Source organism: Sphingobium sp. LSP13-1-1.1, from assembly GCF_040676415.1.
Lineage (GTDB): Bacteria > Pseudomonadota > Alphaproteobacteria > Sphingomonadales > Sphingomonadaceae > Sphingobium.
In genome coordinates this window covers 26,899-53,394 of sequence record NZ_JBEGHU010000009.1, presented here as the reverse complement: position 1 = coordinate 53,394, position 26,496 = coordinate 26,899, and the positions used below count along the sequence as shown (strand labels likewise).

The following is a 26,496-nucleotide window of genomic DNA, read 5'->3' as shown; positions in this document are numbered from 1 at the left end:
ATATGGCGATCCATGGACAAGCGCGAAAGAAGGCACATGCGTGATACTGGGGCCGGATTATTGAATCCGGAGGACATTCTCGAATATTCCCAGACCGTTTGCGACGGCCTGAGAGACGACGACGACGGATTGCGGCGAGAGGTTCTGGCCCATGCCGGCAATCGCTGGTCGCTAGGCGTCATTCACACGCTCGGCGTGTACGGCCAACTGCGCCATGCGGAAATCGGCCGGCGCATGCATGGCGTTACGCAACGGATGCTGACGCGCACCCTTCGCCAGTTGGAGCGCGACGGATTGGTGATCCGCCACGATTTCGAGGAGGTGCCCCCTCGCGTCGAATATCAGCTGTCCGATTCCGGCCTTGAGCTGCTTGTCCGGATGGTCCCTCTATGGACATGGATCGTCGAGAATGCGGAGCGGTTTCGGAAGGCCCGGGAGACATTCGACAGCCTTCAGCTGGGCAAGGCGTCATAGAACCCCGTCCTTCGCGACAGGGAGCGCCCAGGCGATTACCTGATCGCCGATCGGCGTTTTCATGAAGTGATGGCCCCGGTCATCAGGACGACATATTCACGCCCATTCTGCTCATAGACCATCGGCGCCGCCTGACCGCCGGCGGGGAGCGCCTGCTGCCAGAGGATTTTACCGGTCCTCATGTCGATGGCCTTGAACAAATCGTCCGTCGCCGCCGCGATGAAGATCAGGCCGCCAGCCGTAACGACCGCACCGCCATTATTTGGCGTACCGATGCAAATTTGCAATCTTGGACGACGGCGCCCTGTCGGCACCGCATGAGAACACTTCCCACCCGCAGCAATCGCCCGCGTCCGACGAGGGCAAATTCCGCAAGTTGCTCCAGTTCCTGATTTTCCGTTCCCAGGTCCGGTCGGTCCGCTTTTGCAATTCGGTTGCCCAGAATTAGCCGATTCCAGAATGCGCCTTCAATTTTGAGGCTGATCCATACTGTCACTGACCGGATAATTGGGGAACTGATCGGAAATATTCGATGCATCCTTGACGAGGCCAAATGCATCGGATAATTACGATGCATGGACACCAGCGAAGCACTTTCGGTCCTCTCGGCTCTTGGCCATCCCACGCGTCTTGATGCGTTTCGGCTGCTGATCCGACATGAGCCTGACGGCCTGTCGACCGGCGAGCTGGTCGAGGCCTCCGGCCTGACCCAGAGCACCTTCTCAACGCACCTCGCCGTCATGGTGAAAGCTGGACTGGTACTGTCGGAGAAGCGTGGCCGCCAACAAATCCAGCGCGCCAATCTCGACGCGTTGCGCGGACTGATGGTCTATCTGGCCAAGGATTGCTGCCAGGGACGCGCCGAACTGTGCGAGCCGCTGCTGGCCGAACTTATCTGCTGCTGAAGAGGCAATGATGACCGATATCGTGATCTACCATAACCCGCTTTGCGGAACCTCTCGCAATGCCCTGGCCATGATCCGCAATGCGGGCATCGAACCCCATGTGGTCGAGTATCTGAAGACGCCGCCAAGCCGCGCGCTCCTGGTGCAACTCATGGATCGGGCCGGCATCACCCCGCGCGCCCTGCTGCGCGAGAAAGGCACGCCTTTTGCCGAACTGGGCCTGGGCGACGAAAGCCTGGCCGATGACGCGCTGATCGACGCGATGATGGAGCATCCCGTCCTCATCAACCGTCCGCTGGTGGTGTCTCCGCTGGGTGTGAAGCTCTGCCGGCCTTCCGAAGAAGTCCTGGATCTGCTGCCGGCCGGGCAGCGCTGCCCATTTGTCAAGGAAGACGGCGAAGTCGTGGAAGCGACGAGGCGATGACCCTTTCGGTTCGCGACGCAACGATCGGCGATGCCGGTGCCATTGCCGCCATCTACGCGCATCACGTCCTGCACGGCACGGCAACCTACGAAATCGTGCCACCGACCGAAGAGGAGACCGAAGCCAAGATACGAACGCTGACCGGACGAGACTGGCCATTCCTTGTTGCCTGCGATGGATCTGAGGTCGTGGGCTATGCCTACGCCACGCAGTTCCGCGATCGGCCGGCCTACGCTTATGCCTGCGAGAACAGCATCTACGTGGCGCACGACAGGCGCGGTAGCGGCATCGGCAAGCTGCTCCTCATGGCCTTGCTGAAGGCCGCTGAAGCCCATGGCTTCCGGCAGATGGTCGCCGTCATCGGCGGGGGTGAACCTGCCTCCGTAGCGCTCCACGCGTCCTGCGGTTTTGAGCATGTCGGTCGCCTCACCGGCATGGGCTGGAAGGCAGGCCGCTGGCTCGACACGGTTTACATGCAGCTTCCCTTGGGCGGCGGCATCGCGACCGCGCCGGCTGCTTCCGGGAAGGACTGACGACCATGTCGCTGTTCGAACGCTATCTCTCGCTGTGGGTGGCCCTGTGCATCGCGATCGGGATCGGTCTTGGCCATTTGCTCCCGAGCGCCTTCGAGACCATCGCAGCGCTGGAGATCGCCAACGTCAACCTCGTCGTTGCGGGGCTGATCTGGTTGATGATCATCCCGATGCTGCTGCGGGTCGATTTCGGCGCGCTGCATAGCCTTCGGCAACACTGGCGCGGCATCGGCGTCACCCTTGTGGTGAACTGGGCGATCAAGCCATTCTCGATGGCGCTGCTCGGGACGTTCTTCCTCCGCTATTTGTTCGTCCCGATGCTGCCGGCAGGCGCATCCTCGTCCTATATTGCGGGCCTGATCCTGCTGGCCGCAGCGCCATGCACGGCAATGGTCTTCGTCTGGTCGAACCTTGTCGACGGTGAGCCGAACTACACATTGAGCCAGGTGGCACTGAACGACTTGATCATGATCTTTGCCTTCGCACCGCTCGTCGGCCTGCTGTTGGGCGTGGCATCAATCACCGTGCCGTGGAACACACTGGCGCTGTCGGTGGGGCTCTACATCGTCGTCCCGGTTATCATCTCCCAACTGCTCCGCCGAGCGCTTCTTCGCGGCGGCGAGAAGGGACTTCAGCATTTCCTGTCCGCCATCAGCCCGATCAGCCTTGCCAGCCTGCTGCTGACGCTGGTGCTGCTGTTCGGCTTCCAGGGTGAGCAGATCATCCGGCAACCGCTGGTGATCGCGCTGATTGCTGTGCCGATCCTGTTTCAGGTCTATCTCAACGCCGGCATCGCCTACTGGCTCAGCCGCCGTTTCGGCGTGGCGTGGTGCGTCGCCGGCCCTTCGGCGCTGATCGGCGCCTCCAACTTCTTCGAACTGGCTGTGGCCGCCGCCATCAGCCTCTTTGGGCTCACCTCCGGCGCCGCGCTGGCAACGGTCGTAGGCGTGCTAGTCGAAGTGCCGGTGATGCTGTCGATCGTCGCCTTGGTAAAGCGAACCCGTCCCTGGTATGAGAAAGCCATTGCCGCATGAGATTGCGTGAACTCACCGCCCCCGATCATCTGCCTGCCTTGGACAAGGCCTTTGCGCTGGCTCGTCCCGCCACTGGCCTCGGACCGGACCAACCGCCTCCGCGCTTTCTCCTGCTCTACGGCTCGCTGCGAGAGCGCTCCTTCTCTCGCCTCGCCGTGGAAGAGGCCGCCCGCCTGCTGCAATATTTCGGTGCTGAGACGCGGATCTTCGATCCCAGCGACCTGCCGCTGCCAGATCAGGTGGCGGGAGACGATCACCCTGCGGTGCATGAATTGCGCGAGCATGCGCTGTGGTCGGAAGGCATGGTCTGGTGCAGCCCGGAGCGGCACGGCCAGATCAGCGGCATCATGAAGACGCAGATCGACCACCTGCCGCTCCAGATTCGCGGGATGCGGCCGACGCAAGGGCGGACGCTTGCAGTCATGCAGGTGTCCGGCGGCTCCCAGTCGTTCAATGCCGTCAACACGCTGCGCCTGCTGGGTCGCTGGATGCGGATGTTCACGATCCCCAACCAGTCGTCGGTGGCGATGGCTTACAAGGAGTTCGACCAAGACGGCCGGATGCGGGCGTCGAGCTACTACGAGCGCATCGTCGATGTGATGGAGGAATTGGTCCGCTTTACGGTACTTATGCGACCGCATGCGGCGCAACTTGTGGATCGCTATTCCGAGCGCAAGGAAGCCGGAATTTCGGTTGATGCCGAGTCTGACCATTCGGCAGTCGCGATAGCGCCGCAATCTTGATTGACGGCTAGCAGCCCGGCACGGCGAAAATCAGGATCAGCAACCATGGCATCCGGCTGTACGACGGACTCAGCCGGGTTCTGGCCCATGCTCGCGATATCCCGTGTCCTGTTGTCGCTGGTTAAGCGCCTGGTTCTCATGCGGATATCGGCCATCTCGCCTTGGCTCGGTCTTGCGGCGGCGTGAGATTAGGCTCTTGCGGAGCATTGACCCTCCCGCTAACGCACCTCTGCCTGGGACGACGGCTTCGTCGTCCCAGGCATGATCGCGCCGGTGCCTCGAAAGAGGCTTAAAAGGGAACGCGGTGAGGATGGCTCCGGCTATCCAAATCCGGGGCTGTCCCTGCAACTGTAAGCGGCGAGCGCGATGCATATCGCTTCCTCCAGTGTGAGGAGGCAGCCACTGGACCGGACGCTAAATCCTGCGAGGTCTGGGAAGGCCGTGCATCAAGCTATGACCCGCGAGCCAGGAGACCTGCCAGCGTCTGGTCGCTCTTGCCCGGTCCAGGGGATGGCCAAGGCACGGTATCTTTCCGTTTGAGCGACGAACGGGCGGTGGAGGCCGCATCGGTTCGCGTGGCGGTCGCTCTATGGCGTCCGGCTGCTGACGTGCGCCGACCGTCGCTGGCGGCACGTCTCCACCCGAATGTCGCGTGACGCCGGGAAGACATGCAATGGAATGGAAAAATGTAGGATTTTGGCTGGCCACCGGGCTGGCCGCCACCACGACGCAGCAGGCCGGCGCGGAAACCGCCGCGGATGGCTCAGCCGAAATCATCGTGTCGGGCGTTCGGCCGGGAGCATTGCTCCAAGAGACGGAAACCGGATCGCGCCTGGGGCTGACCGCGCTCGAAACGCCAGCCAGCGTCGCGCAGATTGATGGCGACGCGATCCGCGCTCGCGGCGATCTGGACATAATGTCGGCCGTAACCCGTGCACCGGGTGTCACCACCTCCGCCAATCCGGGCAATGGCGGCACGGCCCTGTCGCTGCGCGGCTTTTCCGGTCAGGGTTCGGTGCTGCAACTGGTTGATGGCGTCCGGCTGTTCCCGGTTGCGGGCACGATCACCTTCCCCACCGACCCGTGGAATGTCGAGCGGATCGAATTGCTGAACGGCCCCGCCTCCGTGCTCTACGGACAGGGCGCGCTGGGCGGCGCGGTGAACATCATCACCAGATCCCCCAATGCCGAACGCACCGAATTTGACGCGGAAGCAGGATATGGCTCGCAGGATAGCTGGCGCGCGGCGGCAGGTGTCGGTGGACCGCTGGGCGAGATGCTCTCCTACCGGATCGACGCCAGCTACCGGGCGTCGGACGGGTATGTCGACCGTGGCCATTCCAAGAGCCTCGCGCTCTCGGGTGCGCTGCGCTTCCGGCCAAGCGACAGCTTCACGCTCACCCTGCGCAACGACTATGGCAATCAGCGGCCGATGGAATATTTCGGCACGCCACTGATCGACGGGGCGTTGGTGAAGGGCAACCAGCGGCGCAACTATAATGTCGCGGACGCCAGCCTGCACTATCGCGACAATCGGACCACGCTGACCGCCGACTGGACGGTGGCCGAAGGCATCACCCTCTCCAACGCCGCCTATCGCCTTACCAGCAAGCGTCTGTTCAAAAATCTGGAGAGCTATTTCTACAATGACGACGCCGGCCTGATCAACCGAATGGACAATCTGGGCATCTTCCATGACCAGACCCAATATGGCGATCAGGCAACCATCCGCATCAGCAAGCCGATTGCGGGCCTGAAAAACGATCTGGTCGTCGGCTTCGACGCCAATCTCATCAAGCTCACTTATTCCAATGATTTCGGATCGGACCCACAGGAGGATGCTGTCGATCCCTTCGACTTCGATCCGGGCCTGTTCTACGACACGCAGGGCATCGCGCCCCGCTATCGCACGCGGACCAACGAATATAGCGTCTTTGCCGAAGACCGCCTGGCGCTGACCGATCAGCTTTCGGTGGTCGCAGGCATCCGGCACGAGCGTGACAAGGTGCAACGCTGGAACATCGTCAATAACCCGGACGGCAGCACCAGCGAGGTCAATGCCTTTCCCAATGGCGCGACCAATCGGAAATTCCGCAACACCACTTGGCGGATCGGCAGCGTCTATAGGCCGACCTCCAACATCTCGCTCTATGGGCAATATTCGACCGGCGTCGATCCGCTCGGCACGCTGACCACCTTCACCACCAATGCGACCCAGTTCGCCTTCACCAACGCGACCGGCGATCAGGTCGAGGGCGGCATCAAGGCCATGTTCCTCGATGGCAAGGGCAGCGCCACTCTGGCGGCCTATCGTATCGTCAAGAAGAAGCTGGTAGCGCAACAGACGCCGACTAGTCCCATAGAACAGATCGGCCAGCGGTCCGCCAAGGGTGTGGAGGCTTCGGTGACGCTGCAACTGACCGACCGCTTCGGCATCGACGCGAATGGCACAGTGCTGGACGCTAATTTCGATGACTTCATCAGCGGCGGCACCAGCTATACCGGCAACACGCCACCCAATGTGCCTGAAGTAGCGGCGAACCTGTCCGTCTATTGGGCGCCCATTGACGCGCTGCGGGCCAATGCCAGTTTGCGCTATGTCGGCCGGAGCTTCTCGGACAACGCCAACAGCCACCGGGTGCCGGGCTATGCCGTGGTGGATGCGGGGTTGACCTATGCGTTCACCCCCAATCTCGCGGCGAACCTGCGGGTCTATAATCTCTTTGACAAGGATTATGCGACCACCACCTATAATGACGAGCAGTGGATATTGGGCCGCCCCCGTTCCATCGACATTTCGGTGACGGCTCATTTCTGACGCACGCGCCCGGTGGCGTCATCGCGGCAAGCGATGGCTGTATCTGACCCATCGCTGGCTGGGCATAGTGACATGCCTGTTGCTGGCGATGTGGTTCCTGTCGGGCATCGTCATGATGTATGTGCCTTTCCCGTCGCTGACCCAGCAGGAGCGGCTGGCGGGATTGGCACCCATCGACTGGAAGCAGGTCCATGGGAGTGTTCAGGCCGACGCCGTGTTGCAACAAGGGTTGGACGGTCCCGTCTGGCTGCACGACGGGGCGGCGGCGGCAATGAGCGGGCGCGCCATCGCTCCTGTCACGGCTCGCCAAGCTGGCGGCATCGCTGCCGCGTTCGGCAAAGCGCCTGCCTCCGCCGTGGATCTGATCGAGCGGGATCAATGGACGGTTGGCAGCGGGTTTAACCGCTATCGGCCATTGTGGAAGGTGACGCTCGACCGGCCAGATGGGTTGGTCCTCTACATCGCATCGACCACCGGAACGGTGGTGCTGGACACGATCCGGGCAGAGCGTTTCTGGAACTGGCTCGGATCGGTTCCCCACTGGATTTATCCGACCGTGCTGCGTCAGGACCAGCCACTGTGGAGGCAGGTGATCCTCTGGACCTCCGGGGCAAGCATCATAGGGGCGGTCAGCGGCATGTGGATCGGGGTGCTGCGTATGCGGCTGCGCCGCCGCTACAAGGGCGGGCGGATTTCGCCCTATCGCGGCTGGCAGCGGTGGCATCATGTCGCGGGGTTGCTCGGCGGCACCCTGTTGGTCGCATGGATCGTCAGCGGCTGGCTCTCCGTCGATCCCAACCGCTGGTTCGCCAGCAAAGGTCTGAGCGATGCGGCTCGTGCCGCTTATGCCGGAGCAGGGATGCCCCCTGCGCTGGACTGGCAGCATGTCGGCAGCACACCAGAGGCTGCGGGCGCGCGTCAGATGCGGCTGATATGGACCGACAGCACGCCTTTGCTGATCTTCTCCCGACCGAGTGGACAGGATGCGATCCTCGATGCGCGGAGCTTGAAGCCGGTGAAGCTCGAGCCACGCCGCCTGATCCGTGCCGCCCATCGGCTGGTTCCCGACGCTCGGATGGAAGCGGCCGACTGGCTCACCAAGTCCGATGCCTATTGGTATGAAGCCAAGGGAAGCGTGGAATTGCCGGTGTTGCGCATTCGCTTCGCCGACATGAATGACAGTTGGGTCTATATCAGCCCCCGCACAGGCGAGGTGCTGCGCGACATGGACGCTCGCCGCCGCCTCTATCGCTGGCTGTTCGATGGGCTGCATCGCTGGGATTTCGATGTGCTCATCCGTCAACGGCCCCTTTGGGATATATGGATGTGGGTTTGGTTGATTGTCGGGGCAATCATCTCGGTGAGCGGCATTGTGATCGGGATGCGGCGCTTAGGGCGGCCAACCGACCGGCGAATGTCGGGCATTGGCCGCCGGCGTCATTAGGGCAATCTGGTCTCCAGTTGCGCCAGAGCCAAACACAGCCTCACAACCCACGGATAACGCGTGAGCAATTCGAACCGTCGGCCGATCTCCCGGACACTAGCGATTCCTGGAAAGAAGTGGTGCACCCGACGGGATTCGAACCCATGGCCCTCAGATTAGGAATCTGATGCTCTATCCTGCTGAGCTACGGGTGCCCGTCGACGGCTCTATTCTGCGAATGGGGCGCGGTCAATTCTTCGCTTCGGGGGGCAGCACCGGAAAAGGCAGTGGCGCGACCTCCACCCCTTCCGCCATCAGGGCGCGTGCCTCGTTGAGCGCCACTTCGCCATGGATGCTGGCGCGGTCCTGCTCGCCATAATGCATGGCACGGGCCTGTTCCGCGAAATCGCGCCCGACCCAGGTTGAATCCTCCAGCGCCTTTTGCTGCGCCTTGGCGAGCGCGAGCACCAATTCACGCATCTTCGCCTCTTCCCCGGCGCCCATGGCGATGGATGCATCATCGGAGGAAGGCGCCTGCGGCACGATTTCCGGGCGACTGTTGCCCTTGGGCGCGACGGCGGGGGCCATCACCGCCTTGCCCACATGTTCATCGCCGCAAAGCGGGCAGGTTAGCAGCCCTCGCGCCTTCTGATCCTCATAATCGGCGCTGGAACCGAACCATGCCTCGAACACATGTCCTTGGGATTCGCATTTAAGGTCGAAAACGATCACGATAGCGTAACATCCATGGGCAAGGATCGCCTGTTGGCGAGCGCAGGCACCCGCCCGCGGACGTCCTCTACGCGCGACAGGTCGATCTCTGCAAGAGCAAGGCCGGCTGGTTCACCCATGTCGAGCACGATGTCCCCCCATGGATCGACGACCAGGCTGTGTCCATATGTCTCGCGGCCGTCGGCATGGCGGCCCGTCTGCGCGGCGGCAACGACGAAGCAGCCCGCCTCTATGGCCCGCGCCCGCAGCAGGATGTGCCAGTGCGCCTTTCCCGTCGGCACGGTGAAAGCGGCTGGCATCAGCAACACCGTCGCACCCGCATTGGTAAGCGCACGATAAAGATCAGGAAAGCGCATGTCATAGCAGACCGACATTCCCATGCGCGCCCATGGCGTATCGACCGCCACGATCCGCTCGCCCGGTCCATAGACCGACGATTCCCGCCAGCTTTCGCCCGTCGCCAGGTCGACATCGAACAGATGGATCTTGTCGTAACGGGCGCGGATCTCGCCACTGTCGTCGATCATGAAGCTGCGATTGGCCCAACGACCGTCGCTGCGCTCGTCTTTCAACGGTGTGGAGCCGAGATGCACCCACAGCCCCTGCTTGGCCGCGGCCTCGCGCACGGCCGCAAGGACCGGGTCATCCCCCTCCGAATGCAGGGTCGCCGCTGCCCTTTTCCGGTCCCGGTCCAGATAGCCCGCCATTTCCGGAGTGAAGAGCATATCCGCGCCCTCCGCCTTGGCGCGCGCTGCCATATCGGCAATGGCGGCGGCATTGGCGGCAGGATCGATCCCGCTGGTCATCTGAAAGATGGCCGCGCGCATTTCGCCTATGCCTCCAGCAATGCGTCGAGCTTGCCCTGCCGGTCGAGCGTCGCGATGTCGTCGCTGCCGCCGATATGCAGGCCATCGATGAAGATTTGCGGCACCGTCGCCCCGCCATTGGCGCGTTCCAGCATTTCCTGCCGCTTCGGACCACCCATGGTGATGTCATATTCCTCGAACGCGACGCCCTTGTCGCTCAACAGGGCCTTCGCCCGGGCGCAATAGCCGCACCAGGCCTTGGTATAGATTTCGACCTTCGCCATATTTTGCTCCTTGATCGTCGAAATTGTGGTTTGGCGGCTGTTTGTCAATTGGCGGCATCCGGCACCACCCGCGCCCAGCACAGCAGATGAACGCTTGCGGCGCCGCCGCGTTTCAGCGTTTTGGCGCAGGCCGCCGCCGTGGCGCCGCTGGTATGCACATCGTCGATCAGCAGAATCGCACGGCCCTTGAACTGATGGGCCGGCGCCAGGGCGAACGCTCCGCGGACCGCCCGTGCCCTCGCCTTCGGGGTCATCCCGCGCAGCGGCCTGGTCCGCCGGGTGCGGAGGAGAGCGTGGCTGTCGACAGGCAAGCCAGTCAACCGCGCGAGATGACGGGCGATCAGCGCCGACTGGTTGAAGCCGCGCCACCACAGGCGCCAACGGTGCAGGGGAACCGGCACGATGACCGGGTCCTGGACGGCAGGGACGTGCCGAACCATCTGCTTCGCAATGAGCCGGGAGAGGCCGATGCGCCGCCCATATTTCAGGCGCAGCGCTACGGCGCGGGCGACGTCGCCATAGGCGAGCACCGCCCGCGCACTGTCATAGGACGGCAGATCAGCCAGACAGGCACCGCATTCCGCCCCTTCCCCCTGATCATATTCGAAAGGCAATCCACAACTGGCGCAGCAGGGCGCGCCCAGAAACCGCATACCGCTCCAACAGGCCAGGCAGAAAGCATCGTCGGCATCCACGATCTCGCCGCAGCCGGGACAGCGCGGCGGCAAGGCATAATCGACAATCGGGCGGAGCGCGGTCTTCAGAAGCGGAACGCACTTGTGCAGCGGGAGGCGGGACATCATCTCCCTTGTCCTCGCTCCTTCGCCCATGCACAAGGCCCCATGACCAACAGCGACATCTTCGACAGAGCCTTGCGCGCAAAACGGCGCGACCGGATGATGGCGCGCTTTGCCGAGCATGATTTTCTCTATCGCATGATGCTGGGCGAGCTGCTCGACCGGCTGGGCGACGTGCAGCGCGAGCTGAAGGAAGTATTGGTGATCGGCTGTCCCGACGGCAGCGCAAGGGCAGCGCTGGAGGCGATGGGCAAGAGCGTGGTTTGCGTCGACCCAGGTTTCGCGGCGGCCAGGGCGGAAGGCGGCGTGCAGGCCGACGAGGACGCCCTGCCCTTTGCCGACGACAGTTTCGACCTGGTGATCGCCTGCGGGACGCTGGACAGCGTCAACGACCTGCCCGGCGCGCTGATCCTGATCCGGCGGATATTGCGTCCCGACGGCCTGATGCTGGCGGCGTTCGCGGGCGGCGGGTCGCTGCCCCGGCTGCGCGCTGCATTGCTGGCGGGCGAAGGGGACCGCGCGGGGCAGCATATCCACCCGCAGGTCGATGTGCGATCCGCGGGCGACCTGCTGGCGCGCGCGGGCTTCACCATGCCGGTGGCGGACGGCGACATGCTGACGGTGCGCTATGGCGATATGCTGCGGCTGATGCACGATCTGCGGGGAATGGGCGCCGGCAATGTGCTGGCCTCGCGCCCGCCGGCGCTGCGAAGGGACGCGCTGATCGCGGCCGCAGGGCATTTCGCCGCGGCCGCGGATGGTGATGGGCGGACGGCGGAACAGATGGCTGTCCTCTATCTCAGCGGATGGAAGGCGGATCCCAGCCAGGCCCAGCCCGCGCGGCGGGGCAGCGCGACCGTCTCGCTGGCCGAGGCGCTGAAGCCGCCGGGGGGATCGTAGAGGATCTTCGCGCGGCCGGTCGATCGTCACCCTTCGCCTCCACCAGCCTGTCTGCGGCCTGCGCCGCCGCATCATCCTGTTTCGCCATGGTGAGCGGTGCGTCATCCATCATGCTGCCCCTCCTCGAACGATCAGACAGCAACCAGTTCATCGACTCCGCCGTTCCGCTGAAGCTCGCCCGAAAGGCGGCAAAACGCCGGGCTGCTGACATGAGTAAGTCGCGGCGGAGCGCCGGGCGATAACCCTTGCGATCCTCCCTCTTCGTGTGCCGGGTAGCAGGATTGCGCTTTTTTTGAACCTGTCCCCGGGAACCGACGCATGACTGGCGACTTCCACCGGAATGAGTATCCAAGGAGGAGGAAGACCATGGCCAATCAGCAGTTCACCGACGCGATCGCCCTTCTGAAAGCGGACCACCGCAAGGTGGAGGATCTGTTCGAACAGTTCGAAAAGGCCGGATCATCGGCGCGCAAGAAGACGCTGGCGCGGGAGATCTGCCTGGAACTCAAGATCCATACGATGATCGAGGAGGAGATCTTCTACCCCGCCTTTCGCGGCAAGATAGCGGATGACACGCTGGATGAGGCCTATGTCGAGCATGACGGCGCCAAGCTGCTCGTCAACGACATAGAGGAAGGCGATCCTTCGGACGATTTCTTCGATGCCAAGGTCAAGGTGCTCTCCGAAGAGATCAAGCACCATGTCCATGAAGAAGAAATGCGAGGCGAGGGCATGTTCGCCCAATGCCGGAAGACCGACGTGAATCTGGTCCAGCTTCGCGACGCAATGCTCGCCCGCAAGGAGAAATTGTTGAAGGAAGCGGAAAATGGCGGCCTTCCCCCCGCCCGGCCGCGCGTCATCCAGTTGGTGCCCGCCTGACAGGTCGGGCTTGGCCGGCCGGGGTTTCTGCTTCAGCCGGCCTTGGAATGACAGATTCCCACTAAGCTGGTGATGGGCGCTTGCCCGATCCAACCATCATGGGCGGGAAAAAGACAAAGGACAGAGCCCCGTGTCCCGCCATGATGACGCATCCTATTTCGCCGCGCGTGCCAGGGAAGAAATCCGCAAGGCGTGCGATGCCAGGCAGCGCGGCTGACCCGTCTCCCCCACCCTGCCTTCCTGCCTGTGGGGCCAGGCAGAGTTTACGGGCCTTGAAAGGTTACAGGCCTTGAAAGCCGCCCCTGCGCCCGCCATCTGGCGGTTCGGATTCCATTGGGGAGAGCTTTTGATACTGCCATGACCACCACGACCGGCACCGCACCCGAAACCCGTTCCTTCGAGGCCGACGTCGCCCGCCTGCTGCACATGATGGTGCACTCGGTCTATTCGGACAAGGACGTCTTCCTGCGCGAGCTGATCTCGAACGCGGCCGATGCCTGCGAAAAGCTGCGCTACGAACTGCTGAGCGATCCCGCACTCGCCGGGGAGGACGGCCAGCCGCGCATCACCGTCACGCTCGATCCCGACGCGCGCCAGCTCATCGTCGAGGATAACGGCATCGGCATGAACGAGGTCGAGCTGGTCGAGGCGCTGGGCACCATCGCCCGGTCGGGCACCCGCGCCTTCATGGAGCGCGTCGCGGCGGCCAGGGAAGGCGCGAAGGAGGGGGAAGGCGCGCAACTGATCGGCCAGTTCGGCGTGGGCTTCTATTCCGCCTTCATGGTCGCGGACAAGGTGGACGTCTTTTCCCGGCGCGCCGGGGCGGGTGTCGCCGCGCACTGGGCGTCGGACGGGCTCGGCAGCTACGCCATCCAGCTTGTCGATCCGGCGGAGGCCCCGGCCCGCGGCACCCGCATCGTCCTGCACCTCAAGGAAGAGGCGGCCGGCTATGCCGAACAGTTCACCGCCCAGCGCATCATCACCGCGCAGTCGGGCCATGTCCCCGTTCCCATCTTCCTCAAGGAAAGACCGGAAGCGGAGGAGAAGCAGATCGCGGATGGCGCCGCCCTCTGGACCCGTCCCCGGTCCGACATCACGGCGGAGGAATATGCCGACTTCTACCGCAGCACGGCGGGCCAGTTCGACGAACCTGCGCTGACCCTCCATTATCGCGCCGAGGGGCTGCACGAATATTCGGTCCTTGCCTTCCTCCCCTCCGTTCGTCCGTTCGACCTGTTCGATCCGGACCGCGCTGGGCGGATGAAGCTCTATGTCCGCCGCGTCTTCATCACGGACGAGGCGCAGATCGTGCCGCGCTACCTGCGCTTCATGCGCGGGCTGGTCGACAGCAACGACCTGCCGCTCAACGTCTCGCGCGAGATGATCCAGGAAAGCCCCGTCCTTGCCGCCATCCAGAAGGGGGTCGCCAACCGCATCCTTTCCGAACTGGACAAGCTGGCCGACAGGGATGCGGACGCCTATCTCAAATTCTGGGACAATTTCGGCGCGGTCCTGAAGGAGGGGCTGTACGAGGATTTCTCCCGGCGAGAGGCGCTCCTTGGCCTCGCCCGGTTCAAGAGCACGACATCAGGCGAAGGATGGCGCTCGCTCAAGGACTATGTGGAGGCGATCAAGGAGAATCAGACGGCGATCTATTATGCCACCGGGGTCGACCTCGACCGGCTCGCCTCCTCGCCGCAACTGGAGGGATTCCGCGCCCGCGGCATCGAAGTGCTGCTGCTCACCGACCAGGTGGACAGTTTCTGGGTCACGGCCGGCGTCGATTATCAGGGCAAGCCGTTCAAGTCGGTGACCCAGGGGCTGGCCGAGCTGAGCCTGATCCCGTCGGCAGAGGGCGATGCGCCCGCCGGGCAGCCATCGGTGGAGGTCGACGGCTTCATCGCCTATTTGAAAGGCGTGCTGGGGGAGGAAGTGTCCGATGTCCGCGCATCGGAACGGCTGACGGAAAGCGCCGTCTGCCTGGTCGCGCCCGACAACGCGATGGACCGCCAGCTGGAGAAGCTGCTGGCCGGGGCCGGCCGGCTCGACAATGCGGCGAAGCCGGTGCTGGAAATCAATCCGCGCCATGACCTTATCACGAAACTCGGTACCCTGGCCGAGGACAGCGAGCTGCGCGAGGACGCTGCCTGGCTGCTGCTGGACGAAGCGCGGATCGTGGACGGCGAACTGCCAACCGATCCGCGGGCCTTTTCCGCGCGCCTCGCCCGGCTGATCGGCGGCGCGATCAAATAAGGTATGCGTGGCCGGGCCCGTCCCGGCCACCATTCCTGTCGCGGCGGCACGGAGCGACAATCCGCTTGCCAGCCCTGCGAAAGCGCGCCAAGCACGCCGCAACAGGAAGTGAGGGGATAGTGCGTCGATGAGTTATTATGACGTTCTGATCGTGGGCGCGGGTCATGCTGGTGCCCAGGCAGGGATATCGCTGCGGCAGCTTGGCTTTGAAGGGTCGATCGGGATGATCGGCGATGAGAAGGATCCGCCCTATGAGCGCCCTCCCCTTTCGAAGGAATATTTTGCGGGTGACAAGAGCTTTGAGCGCATCCTGATCCGGCCGGCGAGCTTCTGGGCAGAACGCGGGATCGACATACTGCTGGGCCATCGTGTCAAGGCGGTGGATCCGGTGGGCAAGTTCGTGACCATGGGCGGCAAGGAAACGGGCGATCGGGAAATCGGCTATGGCAAGCTGATCTGGGCGACGGGCGGCTCGCCGCGCATGTTGACCTGCAACGGCGCCGAAGCATCCAATGTCCACGCCGTGCGCCGTCGCGACGATGTCGACGCGATGATGGCGAAGATCGACCAGATCAACCATGTGACGGTGATCGGCGGCGGCTATATCGGGCTGGAGGCGGCCGCGGTGCTGAGCAAGTTCGGCAAGAAGGTCGTGCTGCTAGAGGCTCTGGACCGCGTGCTGGCGCGCGTTGCGGGCGAGGAGCTGTCGCGCTTCTACGAAGCGGAGCATCGCGCCCATGGCGTCGACCTGCGCACCGGCGCGCGCATGGACTGCATCGAAGTGACCGATGGCGATGCGGGTCCTCGGGCGACCGCCGTGCTGATGCAGGATGGCGAGCGGATCGAGACCGACATGGTCATCGTGGGCATCGGCATTATCCCGGAAACCGGCCCGCTGATCGCGGCGGGCGCCGTGGGCGGCAATGGCGTGGATGTGGACGAATATTGCCGCACCAGCCTGCCCGACATCTATGCGGTGGGCGATTGCGCCGCCCATGCCAACAGCTTCGCCCGTGGCGCGCAGATCCGGCTTGAATCGGTTCAGAACGCCAATGACCAGGCGAAGACGGCGGTCAGCCATATCATGGGCAAGGAAGAACCCTATCATGCCGTGCCCTGGTTCTGGTCGAACCAATATGACCTGAAGCTCCAGACCGTGGGCCTTTCAACAGGGCATGACCAGACGATCCTGCGCGGCGACCCGGCGACCCGCAGCTTCTCTGTCCTCTATCTCAAATCCGGCAGGCTCATCGCGCTCGACTGCGTCAATGCGGTCAAGGATTATGTCCAGGGCAGAGCCCATGTCATTTCCGGCGCACTGCTCGACCAGGCACAGCTCGCCGACCCCGGCGTCCCGCTCAAAGAAGTGGGTCTCGCCTGACGGAAGCGAAGGTCAGCCGCGAAAGCTGGCCTTCGCCGCCAATTCCCACGGTCCTCCGCGGTAATGCCAGGCCGCAAGCCCGGCGATGGCGAGCGGCCTGGGACGAAAGGATCGTCCCAGTTCGTCCGCCAGCGCTTGCGCTTCCGCCCGATCGACCTTGTTCTGCACGGTGATGTGGAAACGCGGCCGGCCCTGGTCCTGCGGCACCAGCAGTCCGACAAAGGCGTCCGCCAGTTCGTCGCGCATCGCCATCAATTCCGGGCTTTCCACCCGATAGGCGACACCCCGCCCCAACAACATCACCTCAGCCAGCCTCGCCACTGGCGCCCGCCCCGCGCAAAGGGCCTTCAACCGGCGCGCCACCTCATCCATGGTGGAGGGCGGCAGATGATGGAACAGCGTGATGTGCGCCGGAACCCGATTGCGTTCGGGCGGGAAATGCGCGCGGCGCAGCCCTTCAGCCCAGCCGAAATCCGCCGCGCCCATCAGCGCCGTCACGACGATCGGTGCCGTCGAAGCCTCATGCGCCAATGCCCTGCCCCTTCATTCGCCAACGCATGACGCAGCGCTCTATGCCGCCGACAACAGTCGCCCCACCGCGTCAAGATCGAACGGCACGGTCTGGTACATTTCATCGATCCAGTTGCCGAACAGCAGGTGCGCATGACTCCGCCAGTGATTTTGCGGCGCCTTCGCCGGATCATCGTCAGGGAAATAATGCGACGGCAACTGCCTCGCCCCATCGCGCGCATATTCCTCGGCCAGGGTCAGCGTGTCATATTCCAGATGGTTGAACATATGCAGGAAACCGAACCCTGGATCACCGATCAGGCATAGGCCCGATTCAGCGCTATCAGCCAATATCTGCAAGCCCCGCCCGTCCGGAATATCCTCCCGCCGCACCTCCGACCAGCGGGACACGGGCACGCTGAAATAATCTGAAAAGCCCCGCATCCAGGGCGATGAAGGCACATGGACCTGATGGCGGAACAGGCCGAAAGCCTTGCGGTCCAGCACATGTTTCCCGACGCCATGGAAATGATGCAGCGCCGCCTGCGCCGCCCAGCAAATGCTGAGCGAGCGATGCACATGGGTTTGCGTCCAATCGAATATCGCGCGCAGTTCGTCCCAATAGCTCACCGCTTCGAAGGGAAGCTGTTCGACCGGCGCTCCGGTGATGATGAAGCCATCGAAACGCTGGTCCCGGACATCGCTCCACGGACGATAGAAGGACGCCATATGATCAGCGGAGGTGTTGCGGGAAATATGGTCGCTGATCCGCACCAGCGTCAGTTCGACCTGCAAGGGCGTTGCCCCGAGCAGCCGGGCAAGCTGCGTCTCCGTGTTGATCTTGTTGGGCATGAGGTTGAGCAACGCGATGCGGAGCGGGCGGATATCCTGCCGCACGGCATCGGCTTCGCGCATGACGACGACGCCTTCGGCTTCCAATGTCCGGCGGGCGGGCAGCTCGTCAGCTATCTTGATCGGCACGTCACGTCATTCCCTGCTACCGGGGCGACGCTTAACGATGTGGCTTGGGTCCGCTTGGTTGCCGGATCGGCCACATCCTCCTTGGCGGAGTGCCACCTTGCCCGGATCGGCAGGTTGGCGTTGGGCGTCGTCCCAACTCTTGATGCTGTGCGCTCAATAGGCCGCTGGCAGGCCTTTGGCAATTGCTGCTTTCACAACGGAAAGGAAAACTTCGAGAGCTATCCCATCAGACCATCCGCGTCCTGTGCGGGAGCATGGGTCAGCGGGGGCTCAGTGTCGCTGAATGCGCCCCTTGCTCCCTCAGGCCGCCAATCGCAGGAACGGCACAGGCTCTGTCGAACGCAGCACGATGGGCTTGCCCTCCGACGCCTCGAACAGTTCGCCGTCCAATATGACGCTGCTATGGTCGCCCTCGATGCGGATGACGTCGCCCTGCTCCAGATGAATGCCCTGCATCTGCGATTTGCCGACCCGCCTGGTGATGCTCGCCCAGAAGAGGCGCAGCAGGGCCGACAGGCTCTGGTCCACCGCCATCAGCTTCATATTGCCGCGCCGGCTGTCCCCCGGCTGCACGCCGAGCAGCAATCGTTCCAATGTCGTCACGATCAGCACCGCGAAGCGCCCGGCCAATTGTCCGTCGCGGATCAGCGAAATGCGCACCGGACGGCTGGATTGCGGCAGGAATCGGGCACGAATGCCGAAGACCAGCGACACCAGCACCGCTATCACCGTCAGGAAATGGCTGAGGCCGTTGGACAGGCCCAGCGGATAGATCTGGTTCCGGCAATAGAGCATGTAATCGGCCAGCCCCGCTCCGCCCAGGAACATGCCCAGCACCGGCCGGCTTTCCGCCTGCCCGTCCGACAACGCGATCAGCTCGCGCGCCACGACATGGTCGTCGACGCCCGCTTTCGCGATCTGGACGATCCGTTCCAGCGCCTTGATCGGATCCCCGTGGATGCCAAGGTCCAGCGCGATCAGGTTGGTCTTGCCGTTGGGCAAAACCGCGATGGGCGGCACGCGGCCCTTGAAATGCTCGCCCTGGTATAGTTCCGTCAGCGCCGCCTGCACCGTGCCGTCCCCGCCGTTGATGACGATGACGGCGGGATCCACGCGGGCAATGGTCTGAAGCGCCCGGCCGATCTGGTCGACATGCTCCACCTCATAATGGAAGATGTCGGGGTTGCTGGCGCAATAGCTGCGCACGCGCGGAAGCGTCTGCCGGTTGCCCGTGGACTTGGGATTGGACAGAAGGGCGACGCGAACCATGTCGGGGGATCACATATATTTGAGGTTGATGGTGATCTTCGTCACGCCCGGACCCGCATAGAAAGCGGCCTTTTCGACGCCCGGCTTGCCCAGGTTGAAGATGTTGATCGACGGATTGTTGGAAAATCCGCCGCCGTCGCGCGAAAAGTCCGTCTTGCCGTTGCCGTCGCGGTCGTGGCGAACGGCAATGCCGTATCGGCCGGCCTGCGGTACGGGCATGCAGAAGCGCATTTGGCCACTCACGGCCTTCACCGGAACGTCGATACGGCCAAGCCATTCGCCCTTGGCCAACCAGGCCGCCCTGGTCGCCGGATAGGACTGCACCCGCACCTTCCCGGTCGAGGCGGCAAAGCCACGCACGTCGACCAGAACCGCCGGCCCCTTTGCATCGGCGGAGCAGCGTTCCAGGTCGTTGCCGATCTCCATACCATGGGCGATCGCCGGGGCGGCGGCGAACAAAGCCCCCACCGACATCAGACCCATTGCAACTTTGAACATGACCATCCAACTCCGTGAAGCTATAGCCGCCCAGTGACACTGGCCAGTGTCACTGGATGGCGAGCCCCTGTTCGCCCCGCAACCTACCTGAATCGCATATGGGCGGGGTTTGCGGCCAAATCATGGTGATGGGACGACCACATAGAGAATGCTGACGGCCACTGACAGATATCTCGCCCGGCTGATCGCCCTGCCCATGTTGAGCACGCTGGTGATCTCGGCCATGCTGCTGGTGCTCGACAAGATGCTGAGCCTGTTCGACTTCGTCGCGGCGGAAGGCGGACCGGTCAGCGTCGTGTGGCGCATGCTGGCGAACATGATGCCCGAATATCTGTCGCTGGGCATTCCGATCGGCCTGATGCTGGGCATATTGCTGGCCTTCCGCAAGCTGGCCCTGTCGTCGGAGCTGGACGTGATGCGGGCGGTCGGCCTGTCCTACGGGCGGCTGCTGCGCGTGCCCTATATGTACGCCGTTGCGCTGGCCCTGTTGAATTTCGGCATTGTCGGCTTCGTCCAGCCGCTGTCGCGCCATGCCTATGAGGCGCTGCGCTTCGAGCTGCGGTCGGGGGCGCTGGGCGCATCGATCAAGGTGGGCGAATTCACCAATCTGAGCAAGCGGATGACGCTAAGGATCGAGCGCAGCCTGGACGAAGGCCGTAACCTTCAGGGCATTTTCGTGCGCGCCACGGGCAAGGACGGCCAGACCGTGGCGGTGACGGCCGCCCAAGGCGAATTTCTGGCGACCGACGATCCCGACACCATCATCTTCCGCCTTCGCGACGGCGTGCTGGTGAACGACGCGCCCAAATATAAATCGCCGCGGATCCTGTCCTTTTCCAGCCACGACCTGCCGATCGACCTGCCGCAGATCGAGAAATTCCGCGGTCGCGACGTGGACCGGGAGAAGACCATTCCCGAACTGGTGATGATCGGCCACGATCCCGGCACGCCCGACAAGCTGCGCAACGAGATACGCGCCAATTTCCATTTCCGCATGGTGGAGGTGGCGATGATGCTGCTGCTGCCGCTGGCCGCACTTGCCTTCGCCATTCCGCCCAAGCGGTCGACTTCGGCGCTGGGCGTATTCCTGTCGATCGTGTTCATCGTGACCTATCACAAGGTCAATGAATATGGACAGGGCGTGGGTTCGCTGGGCAGGATCGATCCGATCATCGCGCTCTGGGGCCCCTTCCTGCTGTTCGCAGGGCTGATCCTCTGGATGTATCATGTGATCGCGCATCGACCCGGCGGCCAGCCGATCGCCGCGCTGGAATTTGCCTTCGCGAAGATCGCCAAGCAGGTCTTCCGCCTGCTGGGCGTCCTCCGGCGGCGGCCAAGGGCGACAACCATGGCGGAAGGAGCCGCCTGACCCATGCATCAATTCAACTTCTTCCCGTCACGCCAGCTTGGCTGGTACATGGCGCGGCTGTTCCTGACGCGGACCTTCGCAGTGCTGGCGATGCTGGTGGCGGTGCTCCAGACGCTCGACCTGCTGGGCGAATCGGGGGACATCCTGGCTTATGCCGGCAATGGCGACGCGCAGCTGTGGCATTATGTGGCGCTGCGCGCGCCGCAGATCGTGGCCCGGTTCCTGCCCTTTTCGGTGCTGCTCGGCACGCTGATCATGCTCGCCAGCCTCAACCAGAACAGCGAGATCATCTCGATGAAGGCAGCGGGGCTGTCGGCGCACCAGATATTGGCGCCGCTGCTGGCCGCGGCGCTGGGCGTGGCGCTGATCAGCTATGCCTTCAACGAACGGATCGTGGCACGGTCGACAGCCCGCCTGTCCGCCTGGCAAGCCGTGGATTACGGCCCTCTGCCGCCTGACAGAGGAATCAAGGCCAGCCCGTGGGTCCGCGACGGCAACAACCTGGTAACGGCCGCGATCGTCGCCGGACGGGGAAAGGCGGTTCAACTCCGTAAGGTCGAAATCTTCAACCGGATCAACAACACGCTGACGACCATCGTGCAGGCCCCCAGAGGTCATTATGACCCTTCAGCCAAAAGCTGGGTGCTGGAAGATGCGCGGCAGTTCGACGTGGCAAGGGGTACGGAGCGCCGTATCGGGACCGTTCGCTTCGGCCATGACATACGGCCCGATCAGTTCACCCTGGCAAAGGTCGATCCCGACGCCCTCACCTTCAGCCAGTTGCAGGCCGCGATCAGCGACCTCCACGATGCGGGACGTCCCACGGCCGAACTGGAAGGGAGCCTGTGGCACAAGCTGTCCGGCCCGCTTTCCGCGCTGCTGATGCCGATCCTGGGCTCCGTGGCCGCATTTGGACTGGCGCGCTCGGGGCAGTTGTTCGTGCGCGCGGTGATGGGGATGGCGCTGGGCTTCGCCTATTTCGTTGCGGACAATTTCTCGCTCGCCATGGGAAATCTGGGCGCTTATCCGCCTTTTCTGGCGGCCTGGGCACCCTTCCTGCTGTTCCTGCTGGTGGGCGAGACGGTCCTGTTCCGGACGGAGGAATAGCGGTCGACGCCCCCTCCTCCAAGGGACGCCTTAGCGCTTCGCCATCGTCGACCGCGCGATCTTGCTGACGAGCGGCCACATGCCGGGATAATTCCCCCGATGATAGGGCGAATCGCTCTCCAGCGTCGCCACGAGCCGCTTATGCGCCTCGCCCAGCGCATGATAGGGAACGCTCGGCAGCAGATGGTGCAATGCGTGGTAGCGCAGGCCCACCGGCGCCCAGATCGCCGCAAGAGGCGATGGCGGCGGCACATTCACCGAGTCCAGATATTGCGCGGTAACGGTCATCGCCTCTCCCTCATTTTCCCAGAGATGCGCGACCAGCGTGCGAAGCTGGTTGATGACCGTCATGGCTGAATGCACCGCCATATAGGTCAGCAGCGGCTTCCATCCGAAGGCCAGGACGCTGCCGACCAATGCCAGCGCGAAGAGGCTCGCGCCAGCTTCCTGCCAGGCCCATTGACGAGCGAACTCCCCCTCCGGCGCGCGGCGCCGATAGGCAGGGTTGATGGAAAGCGCGGAAAATTCCGCCACCACCTTGCGCCGCAAGGGCGGGATGATCAGGCTGAGCGGCGTCAGCACGGCGAAGCGCAGGATCAGGCCCACCGGCGCCAGCGCCGCCACGATGAGGAACAGCGGCAGCGACCAGGGCTTCATCAGCGCCAGCGGAAGATATTCCGGATCGTTCGCTGTGCCGTAACGTGTGCGGGCGTGATGCTGCGTATGCACATCTTCATACAGGAATGATGGAATCATCAGCGGAATGCCGACGATGAGGTTCCAGCCAAGGCGGAAGCCGGGCAACGCACCCTTGCGGATATGGGTGAGCTCATGGATGAAGCTTGCCGCGCGATAAAGCGCCAGCACCGCCACCAGGCCGAATGCCAGCATGAACGCGCCATTGCCGCTGATGATCGCTCCTGCCAGGGCGGCATAGCCGATGAAAGCCGAAGCCAGCAAATCGGGCCAATAGATGCCAGGGCGCGCCGTCGACAGTTCGCGGGTCAGATCGGCCGCCGCGCGCAGCATCGCCGCATCGTCCGGGATCGCGCTTTTCGTCCGCGAGGCGGCTGCAATAAGGGGATCGTGCACAGTCATGCGGTGGTTCCTAAAGGGTAAATGCGCTGCAATTGGGGCAGCAACATGACGATTTGATCATCATGGGCCCATCCGCTCATGTCCCGATTGACATTCCCGGAACAAGCGTCGAACTGCTTTGCCCAAACCTCTCCAGCGAAAGCGTCCTGCGCCGTGGCCCATCAAGAACTGGTGATTTCCCCCGTAACTTCCAAGGCCGATCGCAAGGCTTTCGTCGATCTGCCCTGGCGGCTCTATGCCGATGATCCGAACTGGGTGCCACCACTGAAGGATGAAGTGTACAGCCTGATCACGCCGGGCAAGAACCCCTTTTTCGGGCATGCCGAGGCGCAATATTTCCTGGCGCGCCGGGGAAGCCGGGTGGTGGGGCGCGTGTCCGCACATCTCGATCATCTGGCTCTGACCCAGCCGGCCGAGCAAGGCATGGGGCCGGGCACCGGCAATTTCGGCCTGTTCGAGGCAGAGGATGCCGAAACCGGCGCAGCGTTGATCGCAACGGCGGAGGAGTGGCTGCGAGGCAAGGGCATGACCCGTGCGCTGGGGCCGATCTCGCTGTCGATCTGGGAGGAACCGGGGCTGCTGGTCGAAGGCTTCGACCATCGGCCGACCGTAATGATGGGCCATGCCAAGCCGGAATATCGGGCAATGGTCGAAGGTGCCGGGTATCAGGCGGTCAAGCAGCTCAAGACCTATGAACTGGACATCACGCAGCAATTTCCGCCGCTGATCCAGCGCATTGTCCAGTCAGGCGAGAAGAATGAACGCATCCGCATCCGCAAGGTCGACAAGTCCAGATTCGACAGCGAGGCGGCAATCATCCTCAACATCCTGAACGACGCCTGGGGCAATAATTGGGGGTTCGTGCCGATCACCGACGAGGAGGTCACGCATTTCGGCAAGCAATTGAAGCCCATCGTGTTCAACGACCTCATCATGATCGCGGAGCTGGAGGGAGAACCCGTTGCTTTCATGATGACGCTTCCCGACCTCAACGAGGCGATAGCACCCCTCAACGGTTCGCTTTTTCCCTTCGGCTGGGCGAAGCTGCTCTGGTGGCTGAGAAAGCCCAAGGTCCGCACCATGCGCGTGCCGCTGATGGGTGTGGTCCAGCGGTTGCAATCTTCGCGCATGGCCAGCCAGCTTGCCTTCATGATGATCGAATATATCCGCCGCAGCGCCACTACCAATTATGGCGCGACGCGGGGGGAAATCGGCTGGGTGCTGGACGACAACCAGGGCATGAACGCGATCGCCGATGCCATAGAAAGCCGAGTGAACAAGGTCTATCAGATCTACGAAAAGACGCTCTGAACAGCTGCCCGCAGGTGCAGGGAGGACGGTCAGGGAACCGCCACCTCCACCGCGCCCGCCGCGACCTGAACCGTGACCGGCGTGCTGGCCAGCACTTCGCCGTCGATGGAGATGCGCTGCGGCGGCCGGGTTTCGATCCGGAATGCCTTGCCCCGAAACTCCTCCGTCTGCGCATCGCGATCGCGCAGCTTGAAGAATTTGGCGTACCAGTCCCAGGCAAGCCGGGCATGGCTGCGCCCGACGACCGCCTGTATGACGATGTCCCCGGTGTCCACATCCGCCTGGTCGGACAGTTCCACCCCGCCATGATAGGGGCCGTTGAGGATGCGCACCTCCGTCGCCCACATATTGCGCCGCTTCACGCCGTCGTCCAGCGTCAACCGGAAGGCGCGAAAGCCTATGGAACATTTGATCGCCCATAGAAGATAGCCGACCCGGCCCAGATAGCGCTTCAGCTTGTGCGGCACCGTCTCCCCAATGCGAGGCGACAGGCCGAGCGAGGCTGCATTCACGAAATAGTCGCGGTCGATCATGCCCAGGTCGATGCGCCGCCGCCGGCCGCCGGATATCACCGCCACGGCACCCTCCAGATCGAGCGGAATGCCCAGGGTCCGCGCAAAACTGTTCGCGGTGCCCAGCGGCAACACGCCAAAGACGCAATCCTTGCTCACCAGTTCGTCCACCGTTCCGGAAAGCGACCCATCGCCTCCACCCACGATCACCATAGGCGCACCATCCGCTACGGCGCCGCGTACCGTTTCCTGCAATCGCTCCGGCTCCTTCACCGCATGTGCCGCTATCAGGCGCAGCCCTGCTTCTTCCAGCATGGCCTTGGCGTCCTTGAACAACGCCTCTCCCCGGCGGGAATGCACATTGACGATCAGAACCGCTTCACGCGGCAAATTCCTGGCGGGTGGGGATATCGTTTCCATGCCTCAACAACACGCAACCGCGCCCGGAGGTCCGAAACCATGAAAGGCCTTGCCCGTTGATGAGCAATGGCTCGCATCGCTCATCTGTCGGACATTCATTTCGGCGCGCATGATCCCCGGATCGTGACCGCCGCCGAAGCCTGGCTGCAACAGCAGCAACCGGATCTGGTGGTCATCAGCGGCGATTTTACCCAGCGCGCGCGGCGCGAACAGTTTCGTGAAGCGGCAACCTGGCTCAACCGGCTGCGGGCGGCGGGCATGAAGCTACTGGTTGTCCCGGGCAATCACGACGTTCCGCTCTATGATCTTGCCCGCCGCTTCGGCGCGCCGCTGCGCCGATACAAGCGCTACATCAGCAATGATCCATGCCCTTTCTACCAGGATGAGGCGGTCGCGATACTGGGCCTCAACACCGCGCGATCGTTGACCATCAAGGATGGGCGGATCAACCATGAGCAGATGGACATGCTTCGCGAGAAATTCGCGTCCGTGGCGTCGGACAAGACGCGCATTCTCGTCACTCATCATCCCCTCTTCGCCATGCCGATCGGCAAGGGCGGGGAATTGAGCGAAGCCGTCGGCCGCCATGAGGATGCCGTGCAGGCGGCGACGGAAGCGGGCATTCACATCGCGCTGGCCGGTCATTTCCACCAAACCTATGCGGAGGCGGCGGAGAAGATGGTGGCGCATGCCGGCGGCGCGCTGGTGATCCAGGCGGGAACCGCGACCTCCACCCGCCTTCGCAATGCCGAACCGCAAAGCTTCAACTGGCTGCACGTCCACCGCCATGACGAGATCGAGTTGCAGGTGGTGGCATGGGACGGCGCCAGCTTCCAGCGCGGCCAGCATATCGGCTATTTCAAACAGGGCGGCGCATGGATCAAACGGGATATGTCCGCGCGCTAGGACGGATCGACATTCAGATGATGACGAGCCGAAAATGGTGATTTTTCGTGACCCGGCGCGCAGCGTACTTCCGGTACGTGAGCACCGGAAGCACGAAAGGCCGACATTTGCAGGCCGTCAGGGCTGAAT

Annotated in this window: 27 protein-coding genes, 1 tRNA gene and 2 riboswitches; of the genes, 16 read left to right on the top strand and 12 right to left on the bottom strand. The window is 63.3% G+C overall.

The genetic code is table 11. The features are described 5' to 3' along the window. Positions 1 to 12 precede the first annotated feature (12 nt). On the top strand, positions 13 to 474 hold the full coding sequence (locus MRBLSP13_RS06930; protein ID WP_363735854.1) for a winged helix-turn-helix transcriptional regulator: 462 nt from the start codon (positions 13 to 15) through the stop codon (positions 472 to 474). Between the two features lie 59 nt (positions 475 to 533). Here MRBLSP13_RS06930 and MRBLSP13_RS06925 read toward each other — a convergent pair whose 3' ends face one another. Next, entirely contained in the window at positions 534 to 761 is a 228-nt protein-coding gene (locus tag MRBLSP13_RS06925; RefSeq protein WP_363735853.1) for a hypothetical protein, read from the bottom strand. A 288-nt stretch (positions 762 to 1,049) separates the two neighbouring features. Between MRBLSP13_RS06925 and MRBLSP13_RS06920 the strand changes: the two genes are divergently transcribed. The 7 genes from MRBLSP13_RS06920 (at position 1,050) to MRBLSP13_RS06890 (ending at position 8,375) form a co-directional block, all read left to right on the top strand. Then, entirely contained in the window at positions 1,050 to 1,379 is a 330-nt protein-coding gene (locus MRBLSP13_RS06920; RefSeq protein WP_363735852.1) for an ArsR/SmtB family transcription factor, read from the top strand. Between the two features lie 10 nt (positions 1,380 to 1,389). Next, positions 1,390 to 1,803, top strand: a complete 414-nt coding sequence (gene arsC / locus MRBLSP13_RS06915) for an arsenate reductase (glutaredoxin) (protein ID WP_363735861.1) — start codon at positions 1,390 to 1,392, stop codon at positions 1,801 to 1,803. Further along, entirely contained in the window at positions 1,800 to 2,336 is a 537-nt protein-coding gene (locus tag MRBLSP13_RS06910) for a GNAT family N-acetyltransferase (RefSeq protein ID WP_363735851.1), read from the top strand. Before arsC ends, MRBLSP13_RS06910 begins: the two co-directional genes overlap by 4 nt. A 5-nt stretch (positions 2,337 to 2,341) precedes the next feature. After that, positions 2,342 to 3,370 (top strand): ACR3 family arsenite efflux transporter, encoded by a 1,029-nt coding sequence (gene arsB / locus MRBLSP13_RS06905; RefSeq protein ID WP_363753588.1) that lies wholly within the window; start codon positions 2,342 to 2,344, stop codon positions 3,368 to 3,370. Further along, positions 3,367 to 4,113, top strand: coding sequence for an arsenical resistance protein ArsH (arsH, locus tag MRBLSP13_RS06900; RefSeq protein WP_363753585.1), 747 nt, complete (start codon positions 3,367 to 3,369; stop codon positions 4,111 to 4,113). Before arsB ends, arsH begins: the two co-directional genes overlap by 4 nt. A 254-nt stretch (positions 4,114 to 4,367) precedes the next feature. Then, a riboswitch (cobalamin riboswitch) is annotated at positions 4,368 to 4,609 on the top strand. Positions 4,610 to 4,786: 177 nt separating this feature from the next. After that, complete coding sequence (locus MRBLSP13_RS06895) at positions 4,787 to 6,931, top strand: TonB-dependent receptor (RefSeq protein WP_363753582.1); 2,145 nt, start codon at positions 4,787 to 4,789, stop codon at positions 6,929 to 6,931. 67 nt (positions 6,932 to 6,998) lie between these two features. Next, on the top strand, positions 6,999 to 8,375 hold the full coding sequence (locus tag MRBLSP13_RS06890) for a hypothetical protein (protein ID WP_363753580.1): 1,377 nt from the start codon (positions 6,999 to 7,001) through the stop codon (positions 8,373 to 8,375). A 117-nt stretch (positions 8,376 to 8,492) separates the two neighbouring features. On the opposite strand, the gene MRBLSP13_RS06885 is transcribed toward MRBLSP13_RS06890, so the two are convergent. The 5 genes from MRBLSP13_RS06885 to MRBLSP13_RS06865 form a co-directional block, all read right to left on the bottom strand. After that, positions 8,493 to 8,569: transfer RNA gene (locus tag MRBLSP13_RS06885), tRNA-Arg, on the bottom strand. Positions 8,570 to 8,603: 34 nt separating this feature from the next. Further along, the gene (locus tag MRBLSP13_RS06880) at positions 8,604 to 9,086 is read right to left on the bottom strand and encodes a DUF1178 family protein (RefSeq protein WP_363753578.1); all 483 of its coding nucleotides are present in this window, start codon (positions 9,084 to 9,086) and stop codon (positions 8,604 to 8,606) included. Beyond that, entirely contained in the window at positions 9,083 to 9,913 is an 831-nt protein-coding gene (locus tag MRBLSP13_RS06875; RefSeq protein WP_363753576.1) for a carbon-nitrogen hydrolase family protein, read from the bottom strand. The genes MRBLSP13_RS06880 and MRBLSP13_RS06875 overlap by 4 nt, the downstream gene beginning before the upstream one ends. 5 nt (positions 9,914 to 9,918) lie before the next feature. Further along, the gene (grxC, locus tag MRBLSP13_RS06870; RefSeq protein WP_133653758.1) at positions 9,919 to 10,176 is read right to left on the bottom strand and encodes a glutaredoxin 3; all 258 of its coding nucleotides are present in this window, start codon (positions 10,174 to 10,176) and stop codon (positions 9,919 to 9,921) included. Between the two features lie 44 nt (positions 10,177 to 10,220). Further along, positions 10,221 to 10,979: a ComF family protein gene (locus tag MRBLSP13_RS06865; RefSeq protein WP_363753574.1), complete on the bottom strand. Its 759-nt coding sequence runs from the start codon at positions 10,977 to 10,979 to the stop codon at positions 10,221 to 10,223. Positions 10,980 to 11,018: 39 nt separating this feature from the next. Between MRBLSP13_RS06865 and MRBLSP13_RS06860 the strand changes: the two genes are divergently transcribed. The 4 genes from MRBLSP13_RS06860 (at position 11,019) to MRBLSP13_RS06845 (ending at position 16,386) form a co-directional block, all read left to right on the top strand. Continuing rightward, the gene (locus tag MRBLSP13_RS06860; RefSeq protein WP_363753572.1) at positions 11,019 to 11,873 is read left to right on the top strand and encodes a class I SAM-dependent methyltransferase; all 855 of its coding nucleotides are present in this window, start codon (positions 11,019 to 11,021) and stop codon (positions 11,871 to 11,873) included. A gap of 366 nt (positions 11,874 to 12,239) precedes the next feature. Further along, on the top strand, positions 12,240 to 12,752 hold the full coding sequence (locus MRBLSP13_RS06855) for a hemerythrin domain-containing protein (RefSeq protein ID WP_363753569.1): 513 nt from the start codon (positions 12,240 to 12,242) through the stop codon (positions 12,750 to 12,752). Positions 12,753 to 13,109: 357 nt separating this feature from the next. Beyond that, entirely contained in the window at positions 13,110 to 15,005 is a 1,896-nt protein-coding gene (htpG, locus tag MRBLSP13_RS06850) for a molecular chaperone HtpG (RefSeq protein ID WP_363753567.1), read from the top strand. Between the two features lie 127 nt (positions 15,006 to 15,132). Next, positions 15,133 to 16,386 carry an NAD(P)/FAD-dependent oxidoreductase gene (locus tag MRBLSP13_RS06845; protein ID WP_363753565.1) on the top strand — a complete coding sequence of 418 codons (1,254 nt, stop codon included), beginning with the start codon at positions 15,133 to 15,135 and terminating at the stop codon, positions 16,384 to 16,386. 12 nt (positions 16,387 to 16,398) lie between these two features. Here the strand turns inward: MRBLSP13_RS06845 and MRBLSP13_RS06840 are convergent, their stop codons facing one another. From MRBLSP13_RS06840 to MRBLSP13_RS06825, 4 genes are all read right to left on the bottom strand, one after another. Further along, positions 16,399 to 16,872, bottom strand: a complete 474-nt coding sequence (locus tag MRBLSP13_RS06840) for a 2'-5' RNA ligase family protein (RefSeq protein WP_363753606.1) — start codon at positions 16,870 to 16,872, stop codon at positions 16,399 to 16,401. Positions 16,873 to 16,956: 84 nt separating this feature from the next. Continuing rightward, positions 16,957 to 17,877 carry a homoserine O-succinyltransferase gene (locus MRBLSP13_RS06835; protein WP_363753563.1) on the bottom strand — a complete coding sequence of 307 codons (921 nt, stop codon included), beginning with the start codon at positions 17,875 to 17,877 and terminating at the stop codon, positions 16,957 to 16,959. A 44-nt stretch (positions 17,878 to 17,921) separates the two neighbouring features. Continuing rightward, a riboswitch (SAM-I-IV-variant riboswitch) is annotated at positions 17,922 to 18,028 on the bottom strand. A 149-nt stretch (positions 18,029 to 18,177) separates the two neighbouring features. After that, the gene (locus tag MRBLSP13_RS06830) at positions 18,178 to 19,146 is read right to left on the bottom strand and encodes a diacylglycerol/lipid kinase family protein (RefSeq protein WP_363753561.1); all 969 of its coding nucleotides are present in this window, start codon (positions 19,144 to 19,146) and stop codon (positions 18,178 to 18,180) included. 9 nt (positions 19,147 to 19,155) lie between these two features. Beyond that, the gene (locus MRBLSP13_RS06825; protein ID WP_363739257.1) at positions 19,156 to 19,650 is read right to left on the bottom strand and encodes a DUF2141 domain-containing protein; all 495 of its coding nucleotides are present in this window, start codon (positions 19,648 to 19,650) and stop codon (positions 19,156 to 19,158) included. 142 nt (positions 19,651 to 19,792) lie between these two features. On the opposite strand from MRBLSP13_RS06825, the gene lptF reads away from it, so the two are divergent. Then, entirely contained in the window at positions 19,793 to 21,013 is a 1,221-nt protein-coding gene (gene lptF, locus MRBLSP13_RS06820; protein ID WP_363739256.1) for an LPS export ABC transporter permease LptF, read from the top strand. A 3-nt stretch (positions 21,014 to 21,016) separates the two neighbouring features. Further along, a complete protein-coding gene (gene lptG, locus MRBLSP13_RS06815) occupies positions 21,017 to 22,120 on the top strand; it encodes an LPS export ABC transporter permease LptG (protein WP_363753559.1) in 1,104 nt (367 codons plus the stop codon). Positions 22,121 to 22,150: 30 nt separating this feature from the next. On the opposite strand, the gene MRBLSP13_RS06810 is transcribed toward lptG, so the two are convergent. Next, positions 22,151 to 23,218, bottom strand: coding sequence for a fatty acid desaturase family protein (locus MRBLSP13_RS06810; RefSeq protein ID WP_363753556.1), 1,068 nt, complete (start codon positions 23,216 to 23,218; stop codon positions 22,151 to 22,153). 153 nt (positions 23,219 to 23,371) lie between these two features. Between MRBLSP13_RS06810 and MRBLSP13_RS06805 the strand changes: the two genes are divergently transcribed. After that, the gene (locus tag MRBLSP13_RS06805; protein ID WP_363739251.1) at positions 23,372 to 24,529 is read left to right on the top strand and encodes an N-acetyltransferase; all 1,158 of its coding nucleotides are present in this window, start codon (positions 23,372 to 23,374) and stop codon (positions 24,527 to 24,529) included. A 29-nt stretch (positions 24,530 to 24,558) separates the two neighbouring features. Here MRBLSP13_RS06805 and MRBLSP13_RS06800 read toward each other — a convergent pair whose 3' ends face one another. Then, positions 24,559 to 25,461, bottom strand: coding sequence for a diacylglycerol/lipid kinase family protein (locus MRBLSP13_RS06800; RefSeq protein ID WP_363739249.1), 903 nt, complete (start codon positions 25,459 to 25,461; stop codon positions 24,559 to 24,561). A gap of 66 nt (positions 25,462 to 25,527) precedes the next feature. On the opposite strand from MRBLSP13_RS06800, the gene MRBLSP13_RS06795 reads away from it, so the two are divergent. Beyond that, positions 25,528 to 26,367, top strand: a complete 840-nt coding sequence (locus MRBLSP13_RS06795) for a metallophosphoesterase family protein (RefSeq protein WP_363753553.1) — start codon at positions 25,528 to 25,530, stop codon at positions 26,365 to 26,367. Positions 26,368 to 26,496 lie beyond the last annotated feature (129 nt).